This is a genomic window from Gluconobacter oxydans (assembly GCF_006539685.1).
Classification (GTDB): Bacteria; Pseudomonadota; Alphaproteobacteria; order Acetobacterales; family Acetobacteraceae; genus Gluconobacter; species Gluconobacter oxydans.
Genome location: NZ_BJNM01000008.1, coordinates 40,782 through 66,469, shown reverse-complemented (window position 1 = coordinate 66,469; position 25,688 = coordinate 40,782). Strand labels below are relative to the sequence as shown.

Annotated in this window: 18 protein-coding genes and 1 pseudogene; 8 read left to right on the top strand and 11 right to left on the bottom strand. The window is 61.4% G+C overall.

Features of this window, described 5'->3' with window-relative positions:
* Both GOX01_RS05195 and GOX01_RS05190 read right to left on the bottom strand, forming a co-directional pair.
* On the bottom strand, window positions 1-1,692 hold the full coding sequence (locus GOX01_RS05195; protein ID WP_011252507.1) for an alginate export family protein: 1,692 nt from the start codon (window positions 1,690-1,692) through the stop codon (window positions 1-3).
* A 99-nt stretch (window positions 1,693-1,791) separates the two neighbouring features.
* Window positions 1,792-2,379: an IMPACT family protein gene (locus tag GOX01_RS05190; protein WP_062269422.1), complete on the bottom strand. Its 588-nt coding sequence runs from the start codon at window positions 2,377-2,379 to the stop codon at window positions 1,792-1,794.
* An 80-nt stretch (window positions 2,380-2,459) separates the two neighbouring features.
* Here GOX01_RS05190 and GOX01_RS05185 point away from each other — a divergent pair, with 80 nt between their 5' ends.
* The 4 genes and pseudogenes from GOX01_RS05185 (at window position 2,460) to GOX01_RS05170 (ending at window position 10,022) form a co-directional block, all read left to right on the top strand.
* Window positions 2,460-5,048 (top strand): MMPL family transporter, encoded by a 2,589-nt coding sequence (locus tag GOX01_RS05185; protein WP_131973807.1) that lies wholly within the window; start codon window positions 2,460-2,462, stop codon window positions 5,046-5,048.
* Between the two features lie 111 nt (window positions 5,049-5,159).
* Complete coding sequence (locus tag GOX01_RS05180) at window positions 5,160-5,723, top strand: VOC family protein (protein ID WP_174787470.1); 564 nt, start codon at window positions 5,160-5,162, stop codon at window positions 5,721-5,723.
* Window positions 5,711-6,103: pseudogene (locus GOX01_RS05175) on the top strand (cupin domain-containing protein); the annotation flags it as partial. The gene GOX01_RS05180 and the pseudogene GOX01_RS05175, both read left to right, overlap by 13 nt.
* A 715-nt stretch (window positions 6,104-6,818) precedes the next feature.
* Complete coding sequence (locus GOX01_RS05170; protein ID WP_228119148.1) at window positions 6,819-10,022, top strand: TonB-dependent receptor domain-containing protein; 3,204 nt, start codon at window positions 6,819-6,821, stop codon at window positions 10,020-10,022.
* 139 nt (window positions 10,023-10,161) lie between these two features.
* Here the strand turns inward: GOX01_RS05170 and GOX01_RS05165 are convergent, their stop codons facing one another.
* Genes GOX01_RS05165 through GOX01_RS05155 form a run of 3 tightly spaced genes read right to left on the bottom strand, consistent with a single transcriptional unit; the run spans window position 10,162 to window position 12,652 of the window.
* On the bottom strand, window positions 10,162-11,397 hold the full coding sequence (locus GOX01_RS05165) for an NAD(P)/FAD-dependent oxidoreductase (protein WP_062269416.1): 1,236 nt from the start codon (window positions 11,395-11,397) through the stop codon (window positions 10,162-10,164).
* Window positions 11,398-11,435: 38 nt separating this feature from the next.
* On the bottom strand, window positions 11,436-12,404 hold the full coding sequence (locus GOX01_RS05160) for a nucleoside hydrolase (protein WP_062269414.1): 969 nt from the start codon (window positions 12,402-12,404) through the stop codon (window positions 11,436-11,438).
* Window positions 12,401-12,652, bottom strand: a complete 252-nt coding sequence (locus GOX01_RS05155; RefSeq protein WP_011252515.1) for a DUF3297 family protein — start codon at window positions 12,650-12,652, stop codon at window positions 12,401-12,403. The genes GOX01_RS05160 and GOX01_RS05155 overlap by 4 nt, the downstream gene beginning before the upstream one ends.
* A gap of 182 nt (window positions 12,653-12,834) precedes the next feature.
* Here GOX01_RS05155 and GOX01_RS05150 point away from each other — a divergent pair, with 182 nt between their 5' ends.
* From GOX01_RS05150 to GOX01_RS05140, 3 genes are all read left to right on the top strand, one after another.
* Window positions 12,835-14,040, top strand: coding sequence for a lipase family protein (locus GOX01_RS05150; RefSeq protein WP_062269411.1), 1,206 nt, complete (start codon window positions 12,835-12,837; stop codon window positions 14,038-14,040).
* Window positions 14,041-14,120: 80 nt separating this feature from the next.
* Window positions 14,121-14,924: an SDR family NAD(P)-dependent oxidoreductase gene (locus GOX01_RS05145; protein WP_011252517.1), complete on the top strand. Its 804-nt coding sequence runs from the start codon at window positions 14,121-14,123 to the stop codon at window positions 14,922-14,924.
* Between the two features lie 80 nt (window positions 14,925-15,004).
* The gene (locus GOX01_RS05140) at window positions 15,005-18,310 is read left to right on the top strand and encodes an efflux RND transporter permease subunit (RefSeq protein ID WP_062269409.1); all 3,306 of its coding nucleotides are present in this window, start codon (window positions 15,005-15,007) and stop codon (window positions 18,308-18,310) included.
* Between the two features lie 33 nt (window positions 18,311-18,343).
* Here the strand turns inward: GOX01_RS05140 and flgA are convergent, their stop codons facing one another.
* The 6 genes from flgA to GOX01_RS05110 form a co-directional block, all read right to left on the bottom strand.
* On the bottom strand, window positions 18,344-19,336 hold the full coding sequence (flgA, locus tag GOX01_RS05135; protein WP_011252519.1) for a flagellar basal body P-ring formation chaperone FlgA: 993 nt from the start codon (window positions 19,334-19,336) through the stop codon (window positions 18,344-18,346).
* A gap of 2 nt (window positions 19,337-19,338) precedes the next feature.
* Window positions 19,339-20,130 carry a flagellar basal-body rod protein FlgG gene (gene flgG / locus GOX01_RS05130; RefSeq protein ID WP_011252520.1) on the bottom strand — a complete coding sequence of 264 codons (792 nt, stop codon included), beginning with the start codon at window positions 20,128-20,130 and terminating at the stop codon, window positions 19,339-19,341.
* 34 nt (window positions 20,131-20,164) lie between these two features.
* The gene (gene flgF / locus GOX01_RS05125; protein ID WP_011252521.1) at window positions 20,165-20,905 is read right to left on the bottom strand and encodes a flagellar basal-body rod protein FlgF; all 741 of its coding nucleotides are present in this window, start codon (window positions 20,903-20,905) and stop codon (window positions 20,165-20,167) included.
* 82 nt (window positions 20,906-20,987) lie between these two features.
* Window positions 20,988-22,169: a GNAT family N-acetyltransferase gene (locus tag GOX01_RS05120; protein ID WP_011252522.1), complete on the bottom strand. Its 1,182-nt coding sequence runs from the start codon at window positions 22,167-22,169 to the stop codon at window positions 20,988-20,990.
* Window positions 22,170-22,192: 23 nt separating this feature from the next.
* Window positions 22,193-22,660, bottom strand: a complete 468-nt coding sequence (locus GOX01_RS05115; protein ID WP_011252523.1) for a RidA family protein — start codon at window positions 22,658-22,660, stop codon at window positions 22,193-22,195.
* A gap of 99 nt (window positions 22,661-22,759) precedes the next feature.
* Window positions 22,760-24,538, bottom strand: coding sequence for a chloride channel protein (locus GOX01_RS05110; RefSeq protein WP_011252524.1), 1,779 nt, complete (start codon window positions 24,536-24,538; stop codon window positions 22,760-22,762).
* Window positions 24,539-24,705: 167 nt separating this feature from the next.
* Here GOX01_RS05110 and GOX01_RS05105 point away from each other — a divergent pair, with 167 nt between their 5' ends.
* Window positions 24,706-25,473, top strand: a complete 768-nt coding sequence (locus GOX01_RS05105) for an alpha/beta fold hydrolase (protein WP_011252525.1) — start codon at window positions 24,706-24,708, stop codon at window positions 25,471-25,473.
* The last annotated feature ends 215 nt before the right edge of the window (window positions 25,474-25,688 follow it).

The window sequence follows — 25,688 nt, the reverse complement described above, 5'->3', positions numbered from 1 at the left end:
TCAGAAGCGGAAAACGACATTGGACTGGGCATAGCTTCCGCTTTTGCCACCCGCCGCATGAAGCCCGTTCGAGGCCATGAACCGCGCGCCATAGATCTGCCAGGTCAGGTGCCGGTTGAGCTGAAGCTTGAGCGACGCCTGCGGTACCACACCGATATAGCCACCGTGATAGGTCTTCGAGAATGTGTACGGGCCGGACGAGTTCCAGATCGCGCCATCCGCATTTTCCCTCCACATGAATGGCACCTTGAACTGGATGCTCGCAAAACCTTTCCAGGGCGTGACGCTGAAAACCGGTGAAACACTGACGAGGTTGGACGGCTGGATATAGGTCGTGGTGTCCAGATAGTTCGTCTGCGGATTGAAGGGCGCCATATAGGTCCGGACCGGTCCGTTCGTTCCATCGGCCCCGCCGGAATACAGATCCGCCTGCACGCCGATGAACGGATGGAGCGGCGAGGGCGTATGGCGGTATCCCACGATCGTATTGACCGAATAGGCCTGGACGGCACTCTTGTGCTCGCTCCCGGATTTCTGGAACGTCCCGTCCTGATAAAGCCCGCCGAACGAATATTCGAAGGACGCGGCGGTGCCGTACCAGCGGAAGCCCACATTCCCGCGTGAGGACGTGCCTTTCAGGGAGCCAGATGCGAGCGGCACGACCGACAGGCTGCCGCCATAGCGGTATCCGTAATAGAAGATGTCCAGAAACGAGTGCACCGTTTCTCCGCCAATGGAGAACTGCGGCACGAGAGCGGTGATGTCCCCGCCATACAGGCGTGTGCCGTAATCTTCTGTGTCATGGAACATCAGGGTCGCGTCCGTCTTGGTCTGGACGAAATCGAACGTATCGACCCGGATATTGGGCCAGATCGCATAGATGCGCCCACCATTCCACGACAGCGGCACATTGGGCGTCTCGCGGTTGTACAGAACGTAAGACGGCGCATCGAGGAACTGCTGACGGCCAAACATGAAGCCGGTCTGGGCTCCAGCCAGCTTGCCCTTGAATTCGATGAAGGCCTGCTGAAGGTCCAGCCGCTTGCGATACGTCGTGTTGTAGCCAAACCCTTTCCAGCCAGCCGCATCAGCATTGATAAGCTGACCGAACAGCCGGACATGCTCACCCAGATGCAGATCCGCGCCATACAGGTTCCGCACGCCGAAACGGCCGGAATTGCTGCCGTCCTTCTTTCCCAGAAAGGGCGTCTCTTCATACCAGTTGCGCAGGCGCGTTTCCCCCGAGAAGGACAGCCAGATCGTTTTCGCATCGTTCAGGGCAATAAACTTGAGCGGATCAAACGGATCATCCCGACGGCTCTTATCCCGCAGGAAGCTCCAGTCTTCCGCCCAAGGCGCCACGCCATAACGACCTACCGGCCCGAAGCCCGCTGATTCGCCGTTGCCGTAACTGAACGCGCCCCACGGACCCTGCCGTCCCTGCGGCGCATGGTTCTGACTAGCCACGACCCGGCGCGGCTGTCCCACGACACCGGCATGGGGATAGTTCTGAATGGGCGGACGTTCCGTGGACGGGACGTGAATCCATTCCTCCGTCTGTGTAACGGGCGCCTGCGTCACCGGCGCGGCAGGTGAGGAGGACTGAGCCGCCACTGCCGCCCGCGGTGCGCAGATTTCCAGTGCCATCAGGGCAAGAAGGGACCGGTTCCGGTATGAATGATGACGCGACATGCCCTGAAAACTCCACAGAGGGTTCGCAGAACATTAGGCAGAGCTGCAAAAACATCAATCGTCATAGTTTTAAATAATTTATACTATTTGTTTTAGTTTTTAATCAGGTCGCGTGATGTCCATCTGTCCCCGGGTCAGATCCCGCAGCCAGTCCGTGATGGCGTCCGCTTCTTCGACAGGCACGGCCAGCGTCATCCAGGCCCCTTCCCCATCGAAATCACATTCCAGCCGGGTCGCACGCCAGCCCTCGATCTTCGATTCCACCATCGCAAAGCTGGAAAACGGACAGTGAAACCGCAGCTTCACGGTCTCGATCCGCTCGATCCGGTCCGCTTCGCGCAGACAGGCCGACGCCGCGCCGCCATAGGCCCGGACAAGCCCCCCGGCCCCGAGCTGCACGCCGCCATACCACCGCGTGACCACGATCATGACATTGTCGAAATCCTGCCCTTCGATGGCAGACAGAATCGGCCTCCCCGCCGTGCCCCCCGGCTCTCCGTCATCGCTGCACCGGAAGCGCTGGCCCGTTTTGAAAGCCCAGCAGTTATGGGTCGCATCCAGGACCGCCACCTCGCGAAAGAAGGCCATGGCGGCAGCTTCATCTTCCACCGGGGCGGCGGAAGCACGAAAAACACTGTTCCGAATCACACTTTCGTAAGTCGCGAGGCCGGGAAGAGTCCATGTCATGGCTTTCCTTCTGCCTCAGGATCGCTGAAATGTCAGGATGGGGTAGGGAAACGCTGCCCGTTCTGTTAAGGGTAGGCCCCATGTTTTCGGATCTGACCGGTCGGCTGAATGCCGTCTGCGCGCGTCGTGCGCCCCTTGTTCTGGCGCTGTTCGCACTGCTCTGTGCTGGCTGCGTTGCCCTGAGTGTCACACGAATCAGTGTGACGACTGACACGAGCAAGATGTTTGCCAACACTCTGCCGTGGAAAAAGCGGAGCATGGAGCTGACGCGCCTGTTCCCGCAGGACAGCAACCAGCTCGTCGCCATCATCGACAGCCGCATCCCCGAACAGGGACGCATGGCCGCGAGGCAGCTCGCCGCGACGCTGGGTCAGGACCACACGCATTTCAAGACGGTCAGCCTGCCCGGCGACAACGCCTTCTATAACAGCCACGGCTTCCTGTTCCTCGACACGAAGGACCTTGAGCCCCTTCTGGATTCGATCGTCTCCGCGCAGCCCTTCCTCGGTACGCTGGCGGCTGATCCGTCCGCCCGTGGCCTGTTTGGCGCGCTGGGCCTGATCGGCGAGGGTATCAAGGCCGGACAGGGGATTCCGAGCGGCTTCAACGGCGCGCTGGACGGTTTTGCCAACTCTCTGACAGCGGCGGCAAACGGCCATCCGCAGGACATGTCCTGGCAGAACCTGCTGATCGGCAAGCTCGCCGAACTGGGCTCGCAGTACGAATTCGTCGTCACGCAGCCGAAGCTCGACTACAGCTCCTTCCAGCCGGGCGACGGCGCCACGACCGCCATGCGCCAGGCGATCAACAATCTCGAATTTGTGAAGACGAAGCAGGCGTCGGGCATCATCACCGGTGAAGTGAAGCTGTCGGACGAAGAGTTCTCCACCGTCGCACACGGCATGGTACTGGGCCTCGTCATCTCGCTCGTCCTCGTGGCGGTCTGGCTGATCCTCGCTGTCCACTCTCCGCGCGTCATCATCCCCATCCTGCTGACCCTCATCAGCGGTCTGCTCCTGACGACGGGCTTTGCAGCTCTGGCGGTCGGTGAGCTGAACCTGATCTCGGTGGCCTTCGCGATCCTGTTCGTCGGCATCGCCGTCGATTTCGCCATCCAGTACAGTGTGCGCCTGCGCGGACAACGCAATCCGGACGGCTCGCACCCATCCCTTCATGACGCCATCATCCTGACGGGTCAGGAAAGCGGTGCGCAGATCCTTGTCGCAGCCCTCGCGACAGCAGCGGGCTTCCTGGCGTTCTATCCCACGAGCTTCATTGGTGTGGCACAGCTCGGCCTGATCGCAGGCTTCGGCATGCTGATTGCCTTCTTCTGCACCATGACACTGCTGCCGGCGCTTCTGTCCATTTTCCATGCGAAACTGGGCAATGGCACCCCGGGCTTTGCCTTCATGGCTCCCGCAGACGCATTCCTGCGCCACAAGCGACATAAAGTCGTCGGCGTCTTCGCACTGCTCGGAATCGTGGGGCTGGCCCTCATGCCGCTCCTGAAGTTCGATGCCGATCCGCTTCACACGAAAGACCCGAACACCGAGGGCATGCGCGCCCTGCATCTGCTGGAAGCCAACCCGCTCACCACGCCCTACAGCGCGCAGGTCCTGACCCCGAACCTGACGGAAGCCGCCCGGCAGGCCGCGGCGTTCTCGAAGCTGCCGAGCGTGCATGACGTGCTCTGGCTCGGCGCTCTGGTCCCCGATGACCAGAAGACCAAGCTGGCCATGATCGAGGACACGGCGTCCATCCTGCTGCCGACCATCACGGTGCCCGACCCGGCCCCCGCGCCGGACGCCGCGGCCATTCGCGCCGCTGCCGTTACGGCTGCACAGAAGCTCGATGCCGTGAAGGATCAGCTCCCCGCTCCGCTGGAAAAGATCCGTCAGGCCCTGCACACGCTCGCGACGGCTCAGGACAGCACGCTGCTTCAGGCGAGCACGTCCCTGACGCGCTTCCTGCCGGACGAACTGTCGATGCTGCGCACGGCACTTCAGCCCACGCCGGTCACGATGGAGAGCATTCCGCAGGATGTGCGTCAGGACTATGTCCTGCCGGATGGTCGCGCCCGCCTGACGATCCACCCCAAGGGCCAGATGTCCGAAACGCCGGTGCTGCACCGCTTCGTCAAGGAGCTGCGCTCGGTCAATCCGGACGTCGCCGGCCCTGCGATGGAAATCACGGAGAGCGCCAACACGATCGTCCATGCCTTCACGGTCGCGGCGATCTGCGCGCTCATCATGATCGCCATCATCCTGCTGGTGGTCCTGCGTCGCCTGCTGGACGCGGCCCTCGTCATGGCGCCGCTGCTGATGTCCGCGCTGCTGACGGTCATTCTGGTCGTCACGGTGCCGGAAACGCTGAACTACGCCAACATCATCGCCCTGCCCCTGCTGCTGGGTGTGGGTGTGTCGTTCAACATCTATTTTGTCATGAACTGGCGTGAGGGCGTGAAGGGTCCGCTCACCTCTCCCACGGCGCGTGCGGTGCTGTTCTCCGCCCTGACGACCGCCACGGCCTTCGGCTCGCTCGCACGCTCCGGCCATCCGGGTACGGCCAGCATGGGTCGGCTGCTCCTGATGTCGCTGGGCTGCACGCTGCTCTGCACGATGGTCTTCGTCCCGGCCCTGCTGCCCAAGCGCCCGATCGACGAGGCCTGACCCAGGGCACGCTCTACCGGCCGCTGACATGGTTTGCAGCAATGTGACACACATTCTGGCAACCGTGCGTTTCCTCAGGGGTTGAGATCTTCCAGAACGGAGGATTTCCCCTTGAGCACAGAGCATTCAGGCCTGCCGCGTGGCATCGACCATATCGGCGTCACCGTCCCGGACATCAACGCCGCCATCCGCTTTCTTGAAGAAGCCTTTGCCGCCGTCGCCCTCTACCGCAACGTCACCCGCACCAAGCCCCAGAAAGGCCCCGAGACGGAAAAGATCCTCGGCCTGCCTCAGGGCACCGCCGTCATCGAGATGTGCATGATGGCGCTGGGGCATGGGCCGGGAATCGAACTCTTCGAAATGAAGGGGCCGGACCAGCGCGAGGCCGCACGTCCCTGTGACTGGGGCCTTCAGCATTTCGCTGTCTATGTCGATGACATCCATGCCGCCTGTCACCGTTTCCAGAAAGCGGGCGGCACGCTCCTGACCGAACCGCAGGGCCAGCCCTCGCTCGAAGCTGCGCCGGGCAACATGTTCTGCTACGGCCGCACGCCCTGGGGCATGATCGTGGAACTGATCAGCACTCCCCATCAGGAACGCTTCAACGACATCGCCCCCATGGATCGCTACCAGCCGCCCCCGCGCGCCACCCCGAATAAAGGATCAGACGCATGACCCGCTGTCCGTTCCATGATTACGATCTGAAAACCATGTCCAAACCTGCCGGCCCGCAATGGCAGGATCATGTGCATGAAGGTAACGCGCACATCATTTCCACCGTGCAACCTGCCCATTGGGACGGAAGCTGGCACCCCGATCCGAAAGTCCAGTGGATCATTCCGCTGAAGGGATCGTGGTACGTTACGGCCATGGACGGAAAGAAAGTCGTCATGGGGCCTGGCGACGTCTCTCTTGGCGAGGACCAGATGAGCCGCAGGGACGCAAAGGGACATATCGGTCATTTCGCCGGGAATATCGGTGACGGCCCCGTCACACTGATGGTCATCCAGACCGATGAACAGCCGACCGTGGATAAGCCCTGCCGCTTTCATTAAGGCTTCAGAACAAATCGCAGTTCCGCTCAGGCGCGAAGCGGCTCATCCGTTCGCGCCTGAACTGTTATCGGAACCGCAACATGCTGTACAATCACGTAACAACACTCGGTTTTCGTCAATAGTTCGCGAAAAACCTTCCGGAACCGATTTTCTCCCAGTTTTCAGACAATCCGCCCTGAAGCCCTCCTGAGAAATCCACCATGACAAACCGTGACTCAGTGACGTTTTCCGGATTCACAGATGATAATTCGATTATTCCATGAAAGATTGAATTGAAATCAAAAGAACAACAAAACAGACTCAAAATACAATCACAAAGAAACAATATGAAACCATCACAAAAACAGAAAAATAACCCAAAATAACTATCGCACATAAACTTTGTTTAAATTGTTTATTTTCAAAATAAACACACAACAGATCCATATCTTATTTTTTTATTTAGATTATCTTCCCGCATTCTTTTGACACATATCTCAGAAAAGCCAGAATGTGACATAAGCGCAACGCCTTTCATGACATGTGACAGGCATGTTGCATTCTTGTAGCAAAAGGATTGCACACCGTTTCGATTTCCGATGAAAATGTGGCTAGGGATACAAAACTTTCTTGCGACCCTATTCGAGAAGGGACCACGGCCGCGATGACCACCTCTGTGCAACATTCACTGAAAAGACGCACACCTGCGCCCCGGACGGTTGTCCGGATGTTCCTGATGGCGAGCATTTCCTACAGTGTCCTGCCAAGTGTCAGTGCGCACGCCCAGACCACCACGACCGCACCTGCAAAACACGTTTCCGCTCACAAGAGCGCAGCCAAGAAAAAGGCGCCGGCAAAGGCTGCCACGACAGCCAGAACTGCACCCGTCGCCGCTCCGGCAGCCACTGCCGCAACCCCGGTTGCAACCGCGACGGCGGCCGCTCCGGTCACCCAGACGAACAGCAAGGTGCTGCAGCAGGGAACCGAAGCTTCGGGTTCAGCTGAAGTCGTTACGGTTACCGGTACACGTCTGTCCCAGACGCGCCTGACAAATGTCATGGCGGGCACCTCGCTCAGCGCCGACCAGATCAAGAAGCGCGGTTACACCGATATCGGCATCGCGCTGATGCGTGAAAACCCGGCTTTCGGTATCGGCGACAACTCGCCGATCGGTAGCCAGGGCAGCTTCGGTGCCGGTCAGTCCTATACCTCACTGCTGAACCTCGGCAGCCAGCGTACCCTGACGCTGATCGACGGCATGCGTATGGTCGGCGGTGAAACGGCCTCCCTTTACGGCGCGGGTTCAGGCTCGCAGGTGGACATCAGCGCCATTCCGACATCGCTCCTGAAGGGTGTGGACACCAAGCTGGGCGGCGCAGGCGCGGCCTATGGTGCGGATGCCGTCGCAGGTGTAGTCAACTACCAGCTGGACGATCACTTCACCGGCGTGGACTTCAATGCCCAGGGCAACTGGAGCCAGAAGCTTGATGCGCCCGGCGAGAAAATCACCTTCAAGGTCGGCCATGACTTCGATCACGGCAAGGGTGGCATGGTCTTCGACGTCGAATACCGCAATCAAGGCGGCATGCTCGACAACGACCGGCCTTATTTGACCGGTCGCAACGCCACAACATATGTTCGTCAGCCAATTGATGGCACAGGAAAATATACTTACAATTTTGCGCAAGGCGCCCGTAACGTCATCGCATCCGTCACTGGTGTTCCGCAGCTGACCGGCAACAATCCGCCAATCTATGGCGGCAAGGTTGTGGACGGCATTTCCAATGCCGCTGGTCAGCCCCTGATGTTCAGCAGCAATGGCCAGTCCCTCGTCCCGATGACGTGGAACTACGCTACCAAGAGCCCGACAACGGTTGTGGGCGGCAACGGAACTGCACTTCAGGATTACGGCCAGCTTTACGCCCCGACCCAGAAGCTGAACCTGACCCTGCTCGGTCATTACGACATCACCGACCACATCCACGCGACGTGGCAGGGCTGGTACGCACGTGGCACCGCATCAAGCGAAGTCGCACAGGGTACGTGGTCGACGCCGACGTTCAACGAGCCGTTGACGCTGGAGAACTACCACAATGACGGTGCGGTCACCGGAGCCTACCAGCTCAGCACCAACAACCCGTTCCTGACGGCTGCTGAACGGGCGACAATCACGAACGCCCTCGCCGCCAAAGGTCTTCCCACCGATACATTCTACATGTCGCGCCTGAACCAGGATCTCGATGGTGGCATGTATCAGACGACAATGCAGATGTACCGCTTCCAGGGTGGTCTGAACGGTGACTTCGATGCCGTAGGTCGTCACTTCAACTGGAAAGTTACGGGTGAATACAGCCGTTATCTGAACGACACATGGCAGCCGTCCATTGTGGCACAGAACCTGATCAACGCGCTCAATGTCACGACTGATGCCGGCGGCAACATCATCTGCTCGCCCGGTTACACCAGCGCACCCGTCAAGACCCGCAGTTCCACATGCGCACCGTTCAATCCGTTTGGTTCGGGTCAGTCCACGCCTGCGGCTGTCAACTACATCACGGCGGACGCGCATCAGAAGAACGCGAACGCACAGCGTGACATCCAGGCCGAAATCTCCAGCACGGTCATGCGTCTTCCCGCTGGCGACGTGCGCTGGGATATCGGTTACGAGCATCGCCGCGAAGGCTATCGCTTCAACCCGGGTGCCTTCTCCCGCGGCTGGGAACAGGACGACGGTTCGTACCTGCAGTACGGCAGCTCGGCCTCGCTTCCGCCCACGGGTGGCGCGTATCACACGCATGAAGTCTTCGGCGAACTTGATGTTCCGCTGGTCTCGCCCAACATGCACGTCCCCGGTGTCTACAGCCTGTCCGCCACGGCGAACGGCCGTTACATCAACAACAGCATGACCGGCGGCTACTGGACCTACATGTTCGGTGGAGCCTGGTGGCCGACGCAGGACATCGGTCTGAGCGGCAACTATGCCCGCTCTGTCCGTAACCCGTCCGTCACCGAACTGTTCGCGCCGCAGAGCACGGACTATGAAGACGGTATCGATCCCTGCTCGTCCGCTGGCCTCAATTCCGGCCCGAACCCCGCCGTCCGTGCGGCCAACTGCGCCAAGGCCGGAATCAAGCAGCCGTTCGAATCCAACTTCAACAACTTCACCGTGCAGGGAACTGCCGGCGGTAACAGCAAGCTGAAGAACGAAGTCTCCACCAGCTACACCGGCACCCTGGAACTTCGTCCGCACTTCATCCGCGGTTTCGACTTCCGCGGCTCCTTCGTGGACGTGAAGATCAACAACGCGATCACGTCTCTTGGTGCCCAGAACATCATGGACGGCTGCTACGACTCGACGTCCTATGGTCCGAGCAATGCCTATTGCGCCGCCTTCACACGCGGAGCGGATGGCCAGCTCGAGAACTTCACGGCCGGCTATTACAACATCGCCAACTACGAGACGCAGGCTCTGCAGGCCAATATCGAATACAACACTCCGCTGTCACGCTTTGGCCTGCCGTCCTCGGCTGGTGAAATCGGCCTGACCGGAAACTATGTCCACTATCTCAAGAGCCAGCAGAGCTATCTCGGCAACACCTATCTGCTGACCGGCACGACGGGCTCGCCCAACGACAACTTCACGCTTAACGCGAACTATATCCGTGGTCCGTTCACCCTTCAGTGGCAGACCCTCTGGTATGGTCCGTCCCACTACGCGGTCCAGGTCCCTGCGACCCAGTACTTTGCCAACAAGCGTCCGTCCTTCGCCATGTTCAACCTGACGGTTGGCTACGAAATCACCCGGAACTTCAGCGCAAACTTCATGGTGAACAACATCACGAACGCGCTGCCGAAGTACCCTGGCGCAGTCAGCCTGACGCGTTACTACGATGCGATCATCGGCCGTTCCTTCCAGATGAACCTCGGCGTTCATTTCTGATCCTTCGATCAGGCGGAACACTGGAAAAGAGGGGCTTCGGCCCCTCTTTTTTTGTCTGTCGCCCCAAACGCAGGCACAAAAAACGGGGCGGATTATCATCCGCCCCGTCTCCGGTTCCAGCTCCCGGTAAGGGCAGAGGTCAGTTCGTCTCTTTAGGCGTATGCTTGACCTTGATGTTGTAGCCTTTGAGCATTCCGTACCAGTACAGACGGGGGAAGACTTCCGTCTTGAGGAACCAGGCGAAGCGGCTGGGCTTGCGCTGGTCATACGGAAAGCTCGGCGCAACCTTGCCGCCATACAGGAACTCGGCCAGCACGACCTTGCCGTAGGACACTGTCAGCGGGCAGGCGCCATAACCGTCATAGCTGCCCATCTGCGGGCGGCCATCGAGCGAAGCCAGCAGGTTTTCCACGACAACCGGAGCCTGTTCGCGGGCAGCAGCGGCCGTTTTGGCATTGCTGGTGCCCAGAACGTCACCGGCCCCGAAGATGTTGTCATAGGTCTTGTGACGCAGGACGGTCGGATCGACGTCCAGCCAGCCGGCGTCGTTGGCGAGCGGGCTTTTCTTGACGAAATCCGGCGCACTCTGCGGCGGCACGACATGCAGCATGTCGAACTGGCGCACCACGGTCTGATCCGTTCCGACGATCTGGAACGTGGCCTCGCGCTTCTCACCATCCACCTTGATCAGGTTTTCCTTCATGTGAAGGTTCACGCCGTAATAGTCGATCTCGCGCTGAAGCGAGGGAACGAAATACGGCACACCGAACAGGGCGTTTCCGGCCAGCGAGAAATCGACTTCCGTGCGATGCAGCGAGCCTTCGCGGCGCCAGTGATCGCAGGCCAGATAGACGATCTTCTGCGGCGCACCAGCACATTTGATGGGCATAGGCGGCTGTGTGAACAGGGCCTTGCCGCCATCGAGATGACGGATGCACTCCCAGGTATAGGCGGCCGTCTCACGCGAATAGTTCGACGTCACGCCATTGCGGCCCAGCGTTTCGGGCAGGCCTTCGATCTTGTCCCAGTCCAGCTGGAGGCCGGGGCAGACAACCAGACGGCGATACTCGACAACGCGGCCGCTTTTCAGCGTCACGGTATTGGCTTCGGGCTGGAAGCTCTCAACGCTGTCGCGCAGCCAGGTGACATTGCGCGGGATCAGCCCGCCTTCCTGCCGCAGCGTTTCGGGCAGAGTCATCACGCCCGCGCCCACAAGGGTCCAGCCGGGCTGGTAAGCATGAGTCGTGGACGGCTCGATGATGGCGATCGACAGGTTGGCACGCTCGCGCCTGAGCTGGGCTGCAATGGTAATGCCGGCGGCACCGCCACCAACGATGACGACTGAGAAGCGATCCTGCTGGGTCGGGTCTGCCATGTTCGGTTACTCCAACGTCATTGTGTGACGGAAAGAGTCTAGTCCAGAAGGGCAAGTCTTTCCGTCAGAAGGGAATAGAAGGCGTCTGAATCAACGTCATTGATCCATAACGCGTTCGGAACGCGATCGGTTACGTTCCACAGGTCAACAACACTCTGACCCACACACAAAGGCGCGTCGACCTCGATTTCCACATTGCAGTCCCGCCCAGAGAAAAGCTCGGGCCACAGAAGGAAGCCGATGGTGAGCGGATCATGCAGCGCACCGCCTTCCCAGCCGTATTTCAGCTTCTCGAAGCGGTCTTCCGCGCCCAGCATCCGCACCACCATGTCCGTCACCGGCGTGCCGACCGCGGCGATCAGCGCCAGACGGGCCGGTGTGGCGATGGCGCGATGCGTCACGTCCAGCGGCAGGAGCGTGATGGGGATGCCGGAATGCATGACGATCCGGGCGGCGTGCGGGTCCACGAAAAAATTGAATTCTGCGGTCGGCGTGATGTTGCCGCCTTCGCGCTGCGCCCCGCCCATAGCCACGACTCCCGCGATCCGGGACGCGATATCGGGCGCGTGGGTCAAAGCCAGAGCCAGATTGGTCATCGGGCCGAGGCAGACGAGCGTGATCGCGCCCTCGGGTTCACGACGCAGCAGGTCCACGAGCCAAGTCGCGGCATCAATCGCCTGTGGGCGCAGCGTCGGTTCCGGAAGATCGGCGCCGGCCATGCCCGTTTCACCATGGACGTGCTCGGCGCTGATGGGCGCGCGGTGCAGGGGACGTGCCGCGCCTGCAAAAACAGGAATGTCGGTACGGCCTGCCAGTTCGAGCAGGGCGCAGGCATTCTTCGTCGTCAGGGCAACGGGCACATTGCCGGCAACGGTCGTGATGGCCTCGACCGTCAGTTCCGGCGAGGCCAGCGCCAGCAGGATGGCAACCGCGTCGTCCTGACCCGGATCGGTGTCGATGACGATGCGGCGGGGTGCGATCGGTGCGGAGCCGGCCTGTGTCATCATGCGTCTTCTTCGGAGTCCTTGATCCAGACCTCGACCGGTCCCGTAACCTTGATCGTCATCGGACGGCCGCGGCGATCCAGCGTCTTGCCGACGGCCAGACGGACCCAGCCTTCGCTGATGCAGTATTCCTCAACGGTCGTGCGCTCTTCGCCCTTGAAACGGACACCGATGCCGCGCGAGAGCAGCTCTTCGTTGTAATACGGGCTGTCCGGGCTGGCGGAGAGACGATCGGGAATGGTGTCGGTCATGGCAGGGCTATCCTCGTTTGTATCAGATCCGATCATGTCAGACCGGCGCGTCAGAGGTCTTCTCTGTAGCGCCGGATGGACGGCTCTCCAAGTCCACCCCCGTTCCGGAACAGGACATGGCCGCTCCCACAGGACGCAGAGCGCTGCTATGAGAGACGCTCCCCGTCGGAGACAGACCTCTCATGCCGTACTGCTCTTTTCGCCGCAAACCGGAGCGCCGCCTTGCCGGACTGACCGCCCTCGCATCGCTTCTGATGCTGCTGACAGCGGGAGCCGCCCTGTCCGGCTGCGCCTCGGATGACGATGGCGACAACTGGTCGGTCAGTGCACCAGTTTCGGCCGGTCAGGCCATCCGGCTGGACTCCGTGCCGTCCCATGAGCCGGCGTCGGTCTATCGCCTGACCTATCGCAGTACGGATGCGCGCAATCCGCAGCAGCTCGTCCGCGTCTCCGCTCAGGTTCTGGTGCCACGCGGTCGTGCCCCGGCGGGCGGCTGGCCGGTTCTGGCCTGGGCGCATGGGGAAAGCGGCCTGCACCTGACCTGCGCGCCGTCCGTCATGGGGATCGGCACCGTGCAGGCGCATTTCTATGACGGCTGGCTGCGTCAGGGCTTTGCGATCGTCGCGACCGATTATCCCGGCATGGGCGAGCCGGGCGCGCCTCTTCTGCTGAATGCACGCTCGGAAGGCATGAGCGTGCTCGATTCCGTCCGCGCCGCCCGCGAGCGCCTGCCGGATCTGTCGGAGAACGTGGTTCTGAACGGTCATGCACAGGGCGGTCAGGCAGTCCTCGCCGCTGCTGCCATGGCCTCGACCTATGCGCCCCATCTGCGGATTTTGGGCACAATCGCCGCTGCCCCTCCCTATCTTGACGAGCAGACAGTGCAGGAGCTTCTGCATTCCGCCAACCCGCGCAGCTTCTCGCCCGCCGTGCCGGAACTGCTGACACTCGGACAATCGCTGGTCGAAGCCGATCCGTCCACGGATATCAACGAGGCCTTCACGCCGCGGGGACAGCGCCTTCTGCATGAGGCCGGATCCATGTGTGCCTCGGATTTCTTCCCGATCACCAAACGCTCCGGTTTGACGCCCGCAACTCTGCTCGAACCTGAAGCGGACCGTGTGCTGGCGCCGGTTTTCGACTGGGCGAAATATCCCGGCTTCTCCCTGCCCTCGCCCGTGCTCATCGAGTCCGGCGCGCAGGATCTGCACACCTCCACCAGCCAGCAGAAGCGTCTCGTCACCCGTCTCTGCTCCGCCGGAACCGCCGTGACACACCGGATTCATGACGCCAGCCATAACGGCACCCTCGCCGCCATGATTACGGAGGCCCACAGCTTTGCCGGGCAGCTTCTGCAAGGCACGAAGCCCCGTTCGGACTGCAATTAACCAGACCAGGCACAGGAGCAGGAGATGTTTTCACCCCGGCGGGGGTCGCATCCCGGAAACACTCTGTTAGACTCTGCCGGATGAATATCCTGATTACAGGGGCCGCATCCGGCATCGGACGCGGTCTTGCCCTGAAACTGGCCCGCCCCGGCGTTTCCCTGCAACTATGCGATCATGCGGCAGACGGCCTGATGGAAACGGCCCGGCAATGCGATGAACAGGGCGCCAGAGCAGTCCCCACCGTGCTGGATACGCGGAACCGGCAGGGCATGGCGGAGTGGATCGCCACCGCTTCCGGCGAGAGGCTCGACATGGCGTTTCTCTGCGCAGGCATCACGGGCGGCCTGCCGCCCGAGGCCGATGACGGTCTGGTGCTGGAGCGTGAAGAGCGCGTGTGGGAAATGCTCGACACCAACCTGACTGGAACGCTCAACACGTTCTTTCCGGTGGTGCAGGCCATGCGCAGGCAGCAGCGGAATGGCGAAAACCTTCGGGGCCGGATCTGCGTGATGGCGTCCGTCGCGGGCTTCGTCTGCTATCCCGGAACACCCTCCTATTCCGCGTCCAAGGCCGCGCTGGACCGATTCATCGTGGCCAATGCGGTCCATCTGCAGCGCTTTGGCATCAGCCTGACCAGCGTGTGCTGTGGATTTGTCGATACGGCCATGGTGAAGCAGAACCGTTTTCCAATGCCGGGCCTGGTATCCACGGAAGAGGCCGTCCGCCGGATCCTGCGCGGTACGCTGCGCCAGACGCGACGGGTGATCTTCCCGTCCTGGCTGGTCATGGGCTCCCGACTGATGGACCTGCTGCCGCCCCGTCTGGCCGAGCGGTATTATATGACCCAGCCCTCCGCCCAGCCGGCGGGAATGCCCGATTTCTGACTCCCTGCACGGCGGATAACTGACATTTTGTGTCCTATCAGTAATGACCCCCGGCGCGGTTTTGTGGATAAACTGGCCGCATGAATTTCTGCCGCCTGTTCATAGACCGTCCGGTCGCGACGACACTGATGTCCATTGCCATCTTCATGGCGGGGTTCATCTGTTACCCCCTCCTGCCCGTAGCCACGATGCCGGACATGACCACGACCGCCATCATGGTCGTGGCGACCCAGCCGGGCGCGGATCCGCAGCAGATGGCAACATCCGTCACCACGCCTCTGGAGCGCAGGCTCGGCTCCATCGCCGATCTGGAAAGCATCGAATCCGACACCAACGCCGGACAGGCCCAGATTTTCCTTGAGTTCTCGTCATCGCGAAACATCGACGGCGCCCTGCGCGACACACAGGCCGCCCTGCGCGCCGCAAGAGCCGACCTGCCGACAGGGACGATGGATGCCGATCCGCAGGCCTTCAAGATGGATGGCAGCGGTTTCCCGGTCTATCTGATGAGCCTCACCGGCGATCAGAAAACGCAGGCCGAACTCTACGACATCGCCAATATTCGCATCAAACCGCTCCTGGCCGAGGTCAAGGGCGTGGGCCGTGTGGAAGTCGTGGGGTCAACGAATCCTGCCGTCCGTGTCGAGCTCAATCCCGGCCCACTCTACAAATGGGGCATCGGTTTCGAGGACGTGCGCACCGCCCTTGCTTCAGCCAATGCCTTCACGCCCAAGGGCTTCATCGACAGCAATGGCCAGCGGATGATGCTGTCCACCAACGACCAGGCCATCAACGCGTCCCAGTACCGGGACCTGATCGTCGGCTATCGCAACAACTTCTACCCCGTCCGGCTGAGCGACATCGCCACCATCAGCGACAGCGTCCAGGACGTTTATCAGACCAGCTACATCAACGGACATCGCGCCGTCACCCTGGTCGTGACCGCCCAGCCCCACGCCAACACCGTGGCCATCGTGGACGGCATCAACGCCAACCTGACGCATCTGCGCGATGCCCTGCCGGCGGACGTCAATCTGGTCGTGGGCCTCGATACGTCCCGCTCCATCCGGGCCTCGCTGGCGGATGCGCGGCTGACGCTGGTCCTGTCCGTCGTGCTGGTCGTGCTCGTGATCCTGCTGTTCTTCCGCAAGATGATCACGACGCTCATCCCGGCCATCACGGTCCCCATCGCCCTGTCCGGCACACTGGCCGCCATGGCCGCGTTCAACTTCACGCTCGACGTCCTGTCGCTCATGTCCCTGACCATCGCGGTGGGCTTCGTGGTCGATGACGCCATCGTCGTGCTGGAAAACATCGCCCGCCACATGGAAGAGGGGAAAGACCGCTACGAGGCCAGCCTGATCGGCGCTTCGGAAATCGGCTTCACGGTCCTGTCCATCAGCGCCTCTCTGGTCGCGGTGTTCATCCCGCTGCTGTTCCTGCCCGGCAGCGCTGGCTCGATCATGTTCGAGTTCTGCATGACGATGATTTCCGCCATCGTGATCTCGATGTGGCTCTCTCTGACGCTGACGCCGATGATGTGCGCGCATCTGCTGGAAATCGACCACGGCGAGGAATCCCGGAAAGGCATTCTCGGCCACATCGCCTTCGTCACGGAAACCTCGCTGGACTGGACGCTGAAACAGTATGGGCGGTCCATGCACTGGTGCCTGCGCCATCCGGTCCTGATGGGTCTGACCCTGCCACTCAGCTTTGTCGTGCTGGTGGGATCGGTCGTGCTGATGCCCAAGGAATTCATCCCCTCCCAGGACATGTCGCTGCTGGCAGGACGCATCAAGGGCGACGCCACCATGTCGTTCCAGGAAATCGACCGGCGGCTGCGGGAAGTCGGCGCCATTACCCAGACGGACCCGGATGTCACCTCGACAACCATCTTCAGCGACGACAAGAACAGCGGCGAGCTCTACATCCATCTGAAGGAAAAGGAGGAGCGCGCGTCAGCCGAGGTCATTCTGGACCGTATCCGCAAACGCCTGCCCGATGAGCCAGGGGCCGACATCTCGTTCTGGAGCGTTGGCGGCAGCAGCCAGGGCGGCAGCAGCTCCAAGAATACCGGCAGCTACCGTTACGTCCTGCGGGGAGACAACGTCGCCGACCTGTTCGGATATCTCCCGACCCTGCTGAGCGCTCTGCGCGCCTCGGGCAAGCTGGTCAACGTGTCTTCCACGACCGAGGGACAGTCGGTTGCGGCCTACATCACCGTCCACCGCGACACGGAAGCGCGCTATGGCATCACGCCGCAGCTGATCCAGAACGTGCTGTATGATTCGTACGGTCAGGCCATCGTTTCCACGATCCACCTGCCCACGACCGAGCATCGCGTCGTCATGGTGCTGGCGCAGCAATACCGCATGGACCCCGAAATGCTCCGGCAGGTGTGGATTTCCACAGCCGCGGGCACGGCGGCCGGTGGCGTGGCCTCCAACCTGATCCGGGTCCGCAGTGATGCGAGCACGTCCGCCAACAGCTTCACGTCCCTGGCCACGGCCTCCATCCAGAACTCGCTGGCCAACCAGATTTCGGGCAATTCCTCCAACGGTTCCGCTGTCTCGTCTTCGACCGAAACCATGATCCCGCTGACCAACGTGGCTTCCGTCCTGTGGAAGCCGCAGCCCCTCGATATCACCCATCGCGGCAGCTATTATTCCGCCAATATCTCCTTCGATCTGGCGACCGGCGTGAGCTATAATGATGCGGTCGATCTGATCAAACAGACCATGCAGACCACCCATGCCCCCGATGGTGTTCTGGGTGATTTCACCGGGACGGCCGGCGATACCCGCAAGCTCATGATCAACGGCGGCTTGGCGTTCCTGGCCGCGATTGCCGTGATGTATATCGTGCTGGGTATTCTCTATGAGAGCCTGATCCATCCCATCACGATCCTTTCTACCCTGCCGTCTGCTGGTATCGGCGCGGTTCTGGGGCTGTGGATCGCGGGAGAGTCCTTCAGCATCATCGCCATGATCGGCATCATCCTGCTGACGGGTATCGTCAAGAAAAACGCCATTCTCGTCATCGATTTTGCGATCCACGCTGAACGGATCGAGAAACTGTCCCCGAAAGATGCCATCTTCAAGGCATCCATCACGCGCTTCCGCCCCATCCTGATGACGTCCCTCGCCGCCGCGCTGGGCGCGGTTCCGCTCATCATCAGCAACGGATATGGCGCGGAAATGCGCCGACCGCTGGGTGTTTCGATCCTTGGCGGCATGGTCGTCAGCCAGCTTCTCACGCTGTACACCACGCCGATCGTCTATCTGTGGATGGATGCCATCGGCATGAGAAGCAAACGTCTCTGCTACTGGCTGCTCGGCCTGGTGCGTCGGCACAGCGGCACCGAACCCTCCGCCAGACAGGTCTGAACCCGGGCCTGTCCATTTACGCGGTGGACAGACTCAGAGGGACGGCAGGGACGTTGTCTGCTGATGCGTCCGGTTGTCGGCGGAAAGCGGCATGATGCCGGGGATGACTTCCACTTCCGTCCGGTCCACGACACGCCCTGTCAGGACCATGCGGCTGCTGGCATTGTAGACGTGCACGGTGTCGCCTTTGCCGCCCGCTTCGAGAACGGTTCCTGACACGGTCAGGTGGAGGCTCGGGCCGGAAAATGTCGCGACAACCGGCGATCCGCGATGCACGAGCTGCGGATGCGCGAGTTCGGACACGCTGAGGACCTGACCGGCGGCGAGCACACCCCGTGCCTCAAGACCGACAGCGTCCTCGGGAGACTGAAGCGCATCGTCCGGAATCAGACCGATGCGAACAAAGGTCATGGTGACGTCTTCTGGCAGAATGGGCTGTCCCAGATGCATGGCGTGACGCAGGGTCACGGCCCGGACTTCCATGGTCGCCGTTCCGCTCACATTGAAAGCCGTCCCCTGTCCGCCGCTTGCAGACGCGACTTCAAGGCGCGCGGTGAAATGCTCGCTGCCATGGGGGGGACGATCAATATGCAGGATCGTCGGTGCCGCCTGATCCGCAACGGGAACCGCAACAGGCTTGAACCCGGTCAGGGCTACCTCAACCCGGGCCTCGGACGGAAGCTCCAGACCTTGCCGGATGACGGGAAGCACATCATCAACCGTGATCATGCGCGCCGCATGCGTCACGGTCACAGAAACCAGCGGAGAAGCATCGGGCCAGTCCACGCCGAACTGCGCGGCGATGGCTGTCAGCTGCGGACCACCGACCACATAGCTGGCGCCCAGTGCCGGGGCATCGCCAATCTCGGTATCCTGTCCCTTGCCCAGATCGGCGAACAGGTCGGACAGGCGCACGCGCGGATGATCGACATTGACGTTTGTTCGCAGGGTTGCGGCAGAAGCGGACGACAGTGCTGTGCATCCTGCCAGCAGCAGGATGCCAGCTTTCAGCAGGATACGGCTCATGCTTAGCCACCACCCAGATTGGTCACGGTTTTCATCATGTCGTCCGACGCGGTGATGACCTTGCTGTTCATCTCATAGGCGCGCTGGGCCGTGATCAGATCGGTGATTTCCGTCACGACGTTGACGTTCGAGTTTTCGACGTAGCCCTGCATGATGCTGCCGTAGCCGACGGCTTCAGGATTACCCATCATGGCGTCGCCCGACGCCGTCGTCTGGGTGAACAGGTTCTGTCCCATCGCGGCCAGACCGTTCTCATTGGTGAAGATGCCAAGCTGAAGCTGTCCGACGAGCGTCGTGTTATTTTGCCCGGCGATCTGCACACTGACCTGTCCCGACTGATCGACGGAGATGCTCTGGGCATTGTTGGGGATCGTAATCGTGGGGCTGATAAGATAGCCATCCGCCGTCACGAGCGAGCCGTTGTTGTCCATCGAAAACGTGCCGTCACGGGTATAGGCAAGCTGCCCGGACGGGAGCTGGACCTGGAAATAGCCCCGTCCCTGCACAGCCAGATCTAGGGAATTGCTGGTCTGTTCGAGACTGCCCTGATCGTTGATGCGGTAAATGGCGGCCGTCTTCACACCCAGACCGACCTGAGCACCGGCCGGGATGGTCGTACCCGTATCGGACGAGCTGGCGCCGACGCGGCGGATGTTCTGGTAGATCAGATCCTGGAACTCGGCACGGGAGCGCTTGTAGCCCGTAGTGCTCATGTTCGCGATGTTGTTGGAAATGGTTTCGACGTTGGTCTGCTGGGCCTGCATGCCCGTTCCGGCGATGTCGAGTGCGCGCATGGAGCGTTATCCTTGTCCCGTGAGGGTCGGTAAATCAGGCCGAGACCTGAACGATCTTGTCGATGGCGTTTTTCTGGCGCGTTGCTTCGGCGTCCACGAACTGCGCCATGAAGTCGAAGTTCCGCTGGATTTCCATCATCTGCGTGACTTCGGTCATCATCTGGACGTTGCTGCCTTCCACCATGCCCTGCACGATGTTGGGCCGCTCGACAGCGGTGGTCGGCTGGTCGGAACGCAGCAGTCTGCTGCCTTCGGCCTGGAGCCTGTTGTTATCCTGCGCCGTCACGATCCCGATCTGGCCCTGCTCGCCGGTTTCGGTCGAGATCACGCCGTCTGCGGAAATGGTGATGCGATGGTCAGTCTGGGGTAGTTCGATCGGCTGTCCGTCACGGTCCAGCAGGGCATTTCCGTTTTCATCGACAATGGCGCCGTCCTGCTGCTCCTCGAAACGGCCGGCGCGGGTCAGCCGGACGCCATTGGCGGTGCGCACCTGAAAATAGCCCTCGCCACCCAGTGCGAGATCAAGGGGATTGCCGGTCGACTGCATGTCGCCCTGCTGGAAGTCCCGGTATGTCGCGCGGTCCTGCGTGTAGGATTCCGTATCCGCGCCTTCGGGCTGTTTTGAGCCGTGCTGGTGGGACAGGAAGTCACTGAAGAGGACATTTTCGCGTTTGTAGCCCACAGTCGAGGCGTTCGACATATTAGCCGCGACCACGGACATGGCACGCTGCTGGGCATCCATGCGCGAAAGCGCGATATAGGTACTGTTCTCCATGGGCTTTACAGGCTCCGGTCAATCCCGATTTCGGAGCACAGCCTAGCCGCAGAAAGCTTTCCCAATCGTTAAACGAACAGGGTTATCCCGACTCGCCGTGACGATATGGTGAAAGAGTTTCCAGTTCCGCGGCCTCTGCCTGCATGGCGGTCCGTTCTTCTTCCACAAAGGCGCCCACGGCCTGCCGCAGCCCGGGATCGAGAATGGCATGCGCGGAATGGGTGAAGGTCGGAAGATAACCGCGCTGTATCTTGTGCTCGCCCTGCGCCCCGGCTTCGACGCGGGACAGGCCGTGCTCGATGGCGAAGTCGATCGCACGGTAATAGCACAGCTCAAAATGCAGGAAGGGCCAGTCTCCCTCGCAGCCCCAGTTGCGACCAAACAGCGCATCCGCCCCCATGAGGTTCAGGGCACCGGCAACCGCTTTTCCGTCATGATGGGCCATCATCAGGACCACGCGGTCTCCGAGACGTTCGGACAGCATGGGAAAGAAGTGCTCCGTCAGATAGGCGCTGCCCCATTTTCGGTCGATCGTGGACTGGTAGAAGCGGTAGAACGCCTGCCAGTCTTCCAGGGTAATCTGGTTTCCGCGCAATGTGCTGAAGGTCAGACCGCAGGACTGCGCGGCGCTGCGTTCCTTGCGGATGGATTTGCGCTTGCGGGAGGCTAAAGCGGCCAGAAAATCATCGAACGTGGCGTAACCGTTGTTCTGCCAGTGATACTGGATGCCCGTGCGCGGCAGATAACCCGCTTCGGTAAAGGCCTCCATCGAAGCCATATCGCAGAAATTGGCGTGCAGGGAGGACAGACCGAGCTGCGCCGTGGCCTGAATGAGCGCGGAGGCCAGAGCCTGCGCCACGCCTTTCGGATCGGGCAGATCGGGCCGTAGCAGCAGTCTTGGGCCGGGAACCGGCGAGAACGGGACGGCGCAGACGAATTTTGGATAGTAGCGACCGCCCGCGGCTTCGTAAGCGCGGGCCCAGCTCTGGTCGAAGACGTATTCGCCCCAGGAATGGGACTTTCCATAAAGCGGAGCGAGGGCCGCAATTGTCCCGTCCGGCGCCCGCAGTACGGCATGGCGCACGAGCCAGCCGGTGCGGTCCGCGACGGAGCCACTGTCTTCAAGAGCGGACAGGAAGCCGAAAGAAACGAACGGATTATCCGCGCCCGCGCAGGCATCCCAGGCCTCGGCCCCGATCTCGTGGATCGAGGCGTGGAGGCTCAGGCTCCAGTCGGGGGACGGGGCGGTCTCCGGTTCTCCCATTCGGTCTCTCCCATCCGGGGTGATCAGGCGATTTCGAACAGCGCCTCGACTTCAACCGGGGCGTTCACGGGTAGGCTCGGCACGCCGATCGTGGAGCGGGCATGACGGCCGGCATCACCGAAAACCTCGACGGCCAGATCGGACGCGCCATTCATGACAGTGGCCTGATCGGTGAACTCGGGCGTGCAGGCGATGAAGCCGCCCAGACGGACAACGCGGGTGATACGGGAAAGATCGCCATCCAGTGCAGCCTTGGCCTGGGCCAGAACATTGATCAGGCAGGCGCGGGCACAGGCCACACCGGCATGAACCGAAACTTCGTCCCCGAGCTTGCCGGTGATCAGCAGCTTGCCATCCACCAGCGGAAGCTGACCGGAGACGATGAGCTGGTTTCCGGTGCGAACGGTCGTAACGTAATTCGCAACCGGAGCGGCTGCGACCGGCAGGGTGATCTCAAGGTCGGCGAGGCGGGAGTCGGGGGTTGCGGTCATGGCAGGTCTCCGGTTGGGGCGCCCGAAGCGGGCATCTGATGGGACCGCATGTTGAAACGGGAACGCCGTGATGCCAAGGGGCAAGACCGCATTGGCGGATCAGGTCGGCAGGCTTTCGTCCCCCGCCAAACTCCGGCGGCTGCGTTCGAGTTCCTCGGCATAGCGGCGCAGGGCGTGCTGTTCGGTCAGGGTTCCGATCACCTGCCGGGACTGCGGGTCCTCGACGACCACAAGCGCGTCGGCCTCGGCCTTTTCAAACAGTTCGATCGCCTCACGAATGTTCATGTGCGGCGTGAGCATGGCGTTGCGGAACAGGGCCAGCGTTGCGATCGGCGTCTGCGAAGCCGGGACGGCGTGCAGGTCGGCCAGATGGACGATACCATCATAATGCCCCTCCCCATCAAGCAGGACGATCCGCTGGGCCGAGCCGAGCGGGAACATGGCCTGCGCGCGGTTTACAGGTGTGTCCGCCGGGAGGGTACGGACCTGCCCGCGCATCATCCGGCGGACATTCAAGGAGCGCATCCAGCCGATATCGACGGCGGAGCGGATCGATTCACCCCGCAGATGGAAGCGCCAGGTGGCGAAGCTGTAACCGAACAGGCGGCGCACGGTCAGGAGTGACAGCACCGCAGCGACAAGTGTCGCACCGCTCATGGAGACGCTGCCGGTCAGTTCCAGCATCAGGCAGATCATAGTCATGGGGCTGCCGATCACGGCGACGGCCATCGCGCTCATGCCGACCAGTGCGCAGGCTGTGGCGGAATCCGGCGCAACGCCCAGCGGTTCCAGAAGCGTGCCGTAGATCGTGCCCGCCAGCGATCCAAGATAGAGCGATGCGAAGAACAGGCCGCCGCGAAACCCGGACCCGATACACAGGCAGGACGTCAGAGCCTTCAGGAACAGCAGAACAACGGCCATCTGCGCGGTGACGTTTCCGGCGAAGACAGCGCGCATCGCCTCGTGCCCGGCGGACAGGACGGATGGATGCAGCGTCGCCAGCCCACCCACGATCAGACCGCCAACCGCAGGCCGCAGCCAGACTGGGCCGGGCATTCGGCGGAACAGCGCCTCGGTCTGGGTAACGCAGAACATCAGGCCGATTGCCGTCAGAGCCGTCAGGACACTGATGATGACCGCCCCGGCCGTCCCTTCCCAGGACAGGGTGCCCGGCGATGGAATAACGATGCCCGGCGGGACACTCCCCAGCGAGCGCGTCACGCCCACGCCCGCCAGCGCAGCGACCGCCACGGGGGACAGGCTTCCCAGAGAATAGGAGCCGATCACCAGCTCGAACGCATAGAACGCGCCGGCCACCGGCGCATCGAACGCCGCCCCGATCGCAGCACCGGCACCGGCCCCCACCAGCACGCGCAGATCCTCGCGGCGCACCCGGAAGGAGCGTCCGATGCGGGAACCGAAAGCCGCGGCAATTTGGGTGAAGCCGGCTTCAAGCCCGATGGAACCGCCGACCCCGTTGGACAGAACCGTCTGGCAGACAATGACCAGACTGTCCCGCACCGACATGCGGCCGCCATGCAGCGCATTGGCCTCGATGGGGTCCACGGGACTGCGGGGCATGATTTGCGCGACCATGACGCCGAACAGCCCGATCACCAGCCCGCCCCCGGTCAGCACCGCTACCGTTCGAAGCGGTGGCAGGACGGTCAGTCCGGACAGATGGCCGCCGGACATGCCGGATACCCCGAACAGCAGCCGGTGCATGAAGAAGGTCAGATGGGTGACTACAAAAACGCACAGGCCCGACAGGAGCCCAACGAATCCCGCCAGAACGCTCAGCCAGATCTCGTTTCCACGCACCAGGGTTCGCAGATTCGACGGCGCATGGGGAAACAGACGCGCCTGAAAGCGGTTCATCCGCTGGCGCAGAACGCGGGACCTGTCCTGAAAACGGCCGGAAGAGCCGTCAGGAGATGCGGGCGAAGGGGCGGGACTGGTGGACAAGCGAGCTCCCGGGCGGCAGGTGTGATCCTGTTTGACGGCAAGCGCGTCGCCGATCAACAGCTGTCATGGAAGGATCATTGATGAAACTGCATGTCATCGAACGCGGTGAAGGCCCGGAAACCGTCGTCTTCCTGCACGGGCTGTTCGGACGGGGCCGGAACCTCGGCTTCCTCCAGCGCGGCGCGGCTGCCGATTTCCGGACTCTTGCGCTGGATCTGCGCAACCATGGACACAGTCCGCATGGCCCCGTTAGCTATGCGCTCATGGCGCAGGACGTGCTGGAAACGCTGGATGATCTGGGGATCGAGCGTTTTGCCGTCGTGGGTCACTCTATGGGCGGGAAGGTCGGGATGATGCTGGCCCTTGCCGCTCCTGAGCGCATCACGAAACTGCTCGTCGCGGATATCGCGCCGGCCCGGACGGGTCACGGGCATGGCGAGATGATCGCCCGGCTGGCCGCCATCACATTTCCCGCATCGCTCGAACGGCGGGAAGGACTGGATCTTCTGGAGCCGGTCGCCGGCAGCCGACCCGTTGCCGAACTCCTTCTGCAGAACGTCCGGCTCGGCGATTCGCCGGGGTGGAGCATCGGTTTTGACGATCTCGCCCGTGACATTCACGAAATCGAAAACTGGCCCGATCTGCAGATTGCGCCCTACGAAGGGCCTGTTCTTTTCCTGCGTGGCGGGGCGTCTCCCTATGTCCGCCCCGAACATCACGATCAGATCCGAACTCTTTTCCCCCACGCGCTGATCCACTCCCTGCCCGACGCCGGACACTGGCTGCATGCCGAACAGCCGCGCGCGTTCCTGAGGGAAATGATGGAATTTCTGCTTAAACCGACCTGAAACGGGACGTTACGATACCAAACCGGATCAGAGGATGGCGGTTTTGTGCGAATCATTTTATTTCGATAAAGCAACATAAATAAAATCTAATATATTAATTTTTTGCTATTTTAATAAAACTCAATTAAAATTAAAGTAAAAAACTTACTTTTTCGAAAAATTAACGACTACAACATCAATGCCGGAACGGCGCATGCAATAACTTCATCAGGATT

Excerpts from the sequence above, each read along its gene's own strand:
- GOX01_RS05195 (WP_011252507.1), bottom strand. The coding sequence starts at position 1,692 with ATGTCGCGTCATCATTCATACCGGAACCGGTCCCTTCTTGCCCTGATG.
- GOX01_RS05190 (WP_062269422.1), bottom strand. The coding sequence starts at position 2,379 with ATGACATGGACTCTTCCCGGCCTCGCGACTTACGAAAGTGTGATTCGG.
- GOX01_RS05185 (WP_131973807.1), top strand. The coding sequence starts at position 2,460 with ATGTTTTCGGATCTGACCGGTCGGCTGAATGCCGTCTGCGCGCGTCGT.
- GOX01_RS05170 (WP_228119148.1), top strand. The coding sequence starts at position 6,819 with ATGGCGAGCATTTCCTACAGTGTCCTGCCAAGTGTCAGTGCGCACGCC.
- GOX01_RS05165 (WP_062269416.1), bottom strand. The coding sequence starts at position 11,397 with ATGGCAGACCCGACCCAGCAGGATCGCTTCTCAGTCGTCATCGTTGGT.
- GOX01_RS05160 (WP_062269414.1), bottom strand. The coding sequence starts at position 12,404 with ATGATGACACAGGCCGGCTCCGCACCGATCGCACCCCGCCGCATCGTC.
- GOX01_RS05155 (WP_011252515.1), bottom strand. The coding sequence starts at position 12,652 with ATGACCGACACCATTCCCGATCGTCTCTCCGCCAGCCCGGACAGCCCG.
- GOX01_RS05150 (WP_062269411.1), top strand. The coding sequence starts at position 12,835 with ATGCCGTACTGCTCTTTTCGCCGCAAACCGGAGCGCCGCCTTGCCGGA.
- GOX01_RS05145 (WP_011252517.1), top strand. The coding sequence starts at position 14,121 with ATGAATATCCTGATTACAGGGGCCGCATCCGGCATCGGACGCGGTCTT.
- GOX01_RS05140 (WP_062269409.1), top strand. The coding sequence starts at position 15,005 with ATGAATTTCTGCCGCCTGTTCATAGACCGTCCGGTCGCGACGACACTG.
- flgA (WP_011252519.1), bottom strand. The coding sequence starts at position 19,336 with ATGAGCCGTATCCTGCTGAAAGCTGGCATCCTGCTGCTGGCAGGATGC.
- flgG (WP_011252520.1), bottom strand. The coding sequence starts at position 20,130 with ATGCGCGCACTCGACATCGCCGGAACGGGCATGCAGGCCCAGCAGACC.
- flgF (WP_011252521.1), bottom strand. The coding sequence starts at position 20,905 with ATGGAGAACAGTACCTATATCGCGCTTTCGCGCATGGATGCCCAGCAG.
- GOX01_RS05120 (WP_011252522.1), bottom strand. The coding sequence starts at position 22,169 with ATGGGAGAACCGGAGACCGCCCCGTCCCCCGACTGGAGCCTGAGCCTC.
- GOX01_RS05115 (WP_011252523.1), bottom strand. The coding sequence starts at position 22,660 with ATGACCGCAACCCCCGACTCCCGCCTCGCCGACCTTGAGATCACCCTG.
- GOX01_RS05110 (WP_011252524.1), bottom strand. The coding sequence starts at position 24,538 with ATGAACCGCTTTCAGGCGCGTCTGTTTCCCCATGCGCCGTCGAATCTG.
- GOX01_RS05105 (WP_011252525.1), top strand. The coding sequence starts at position 24,706 with ATGAAACTGCATGTCATCGAACGCGGTGAAGGCCCGGAAACCGTCGTC.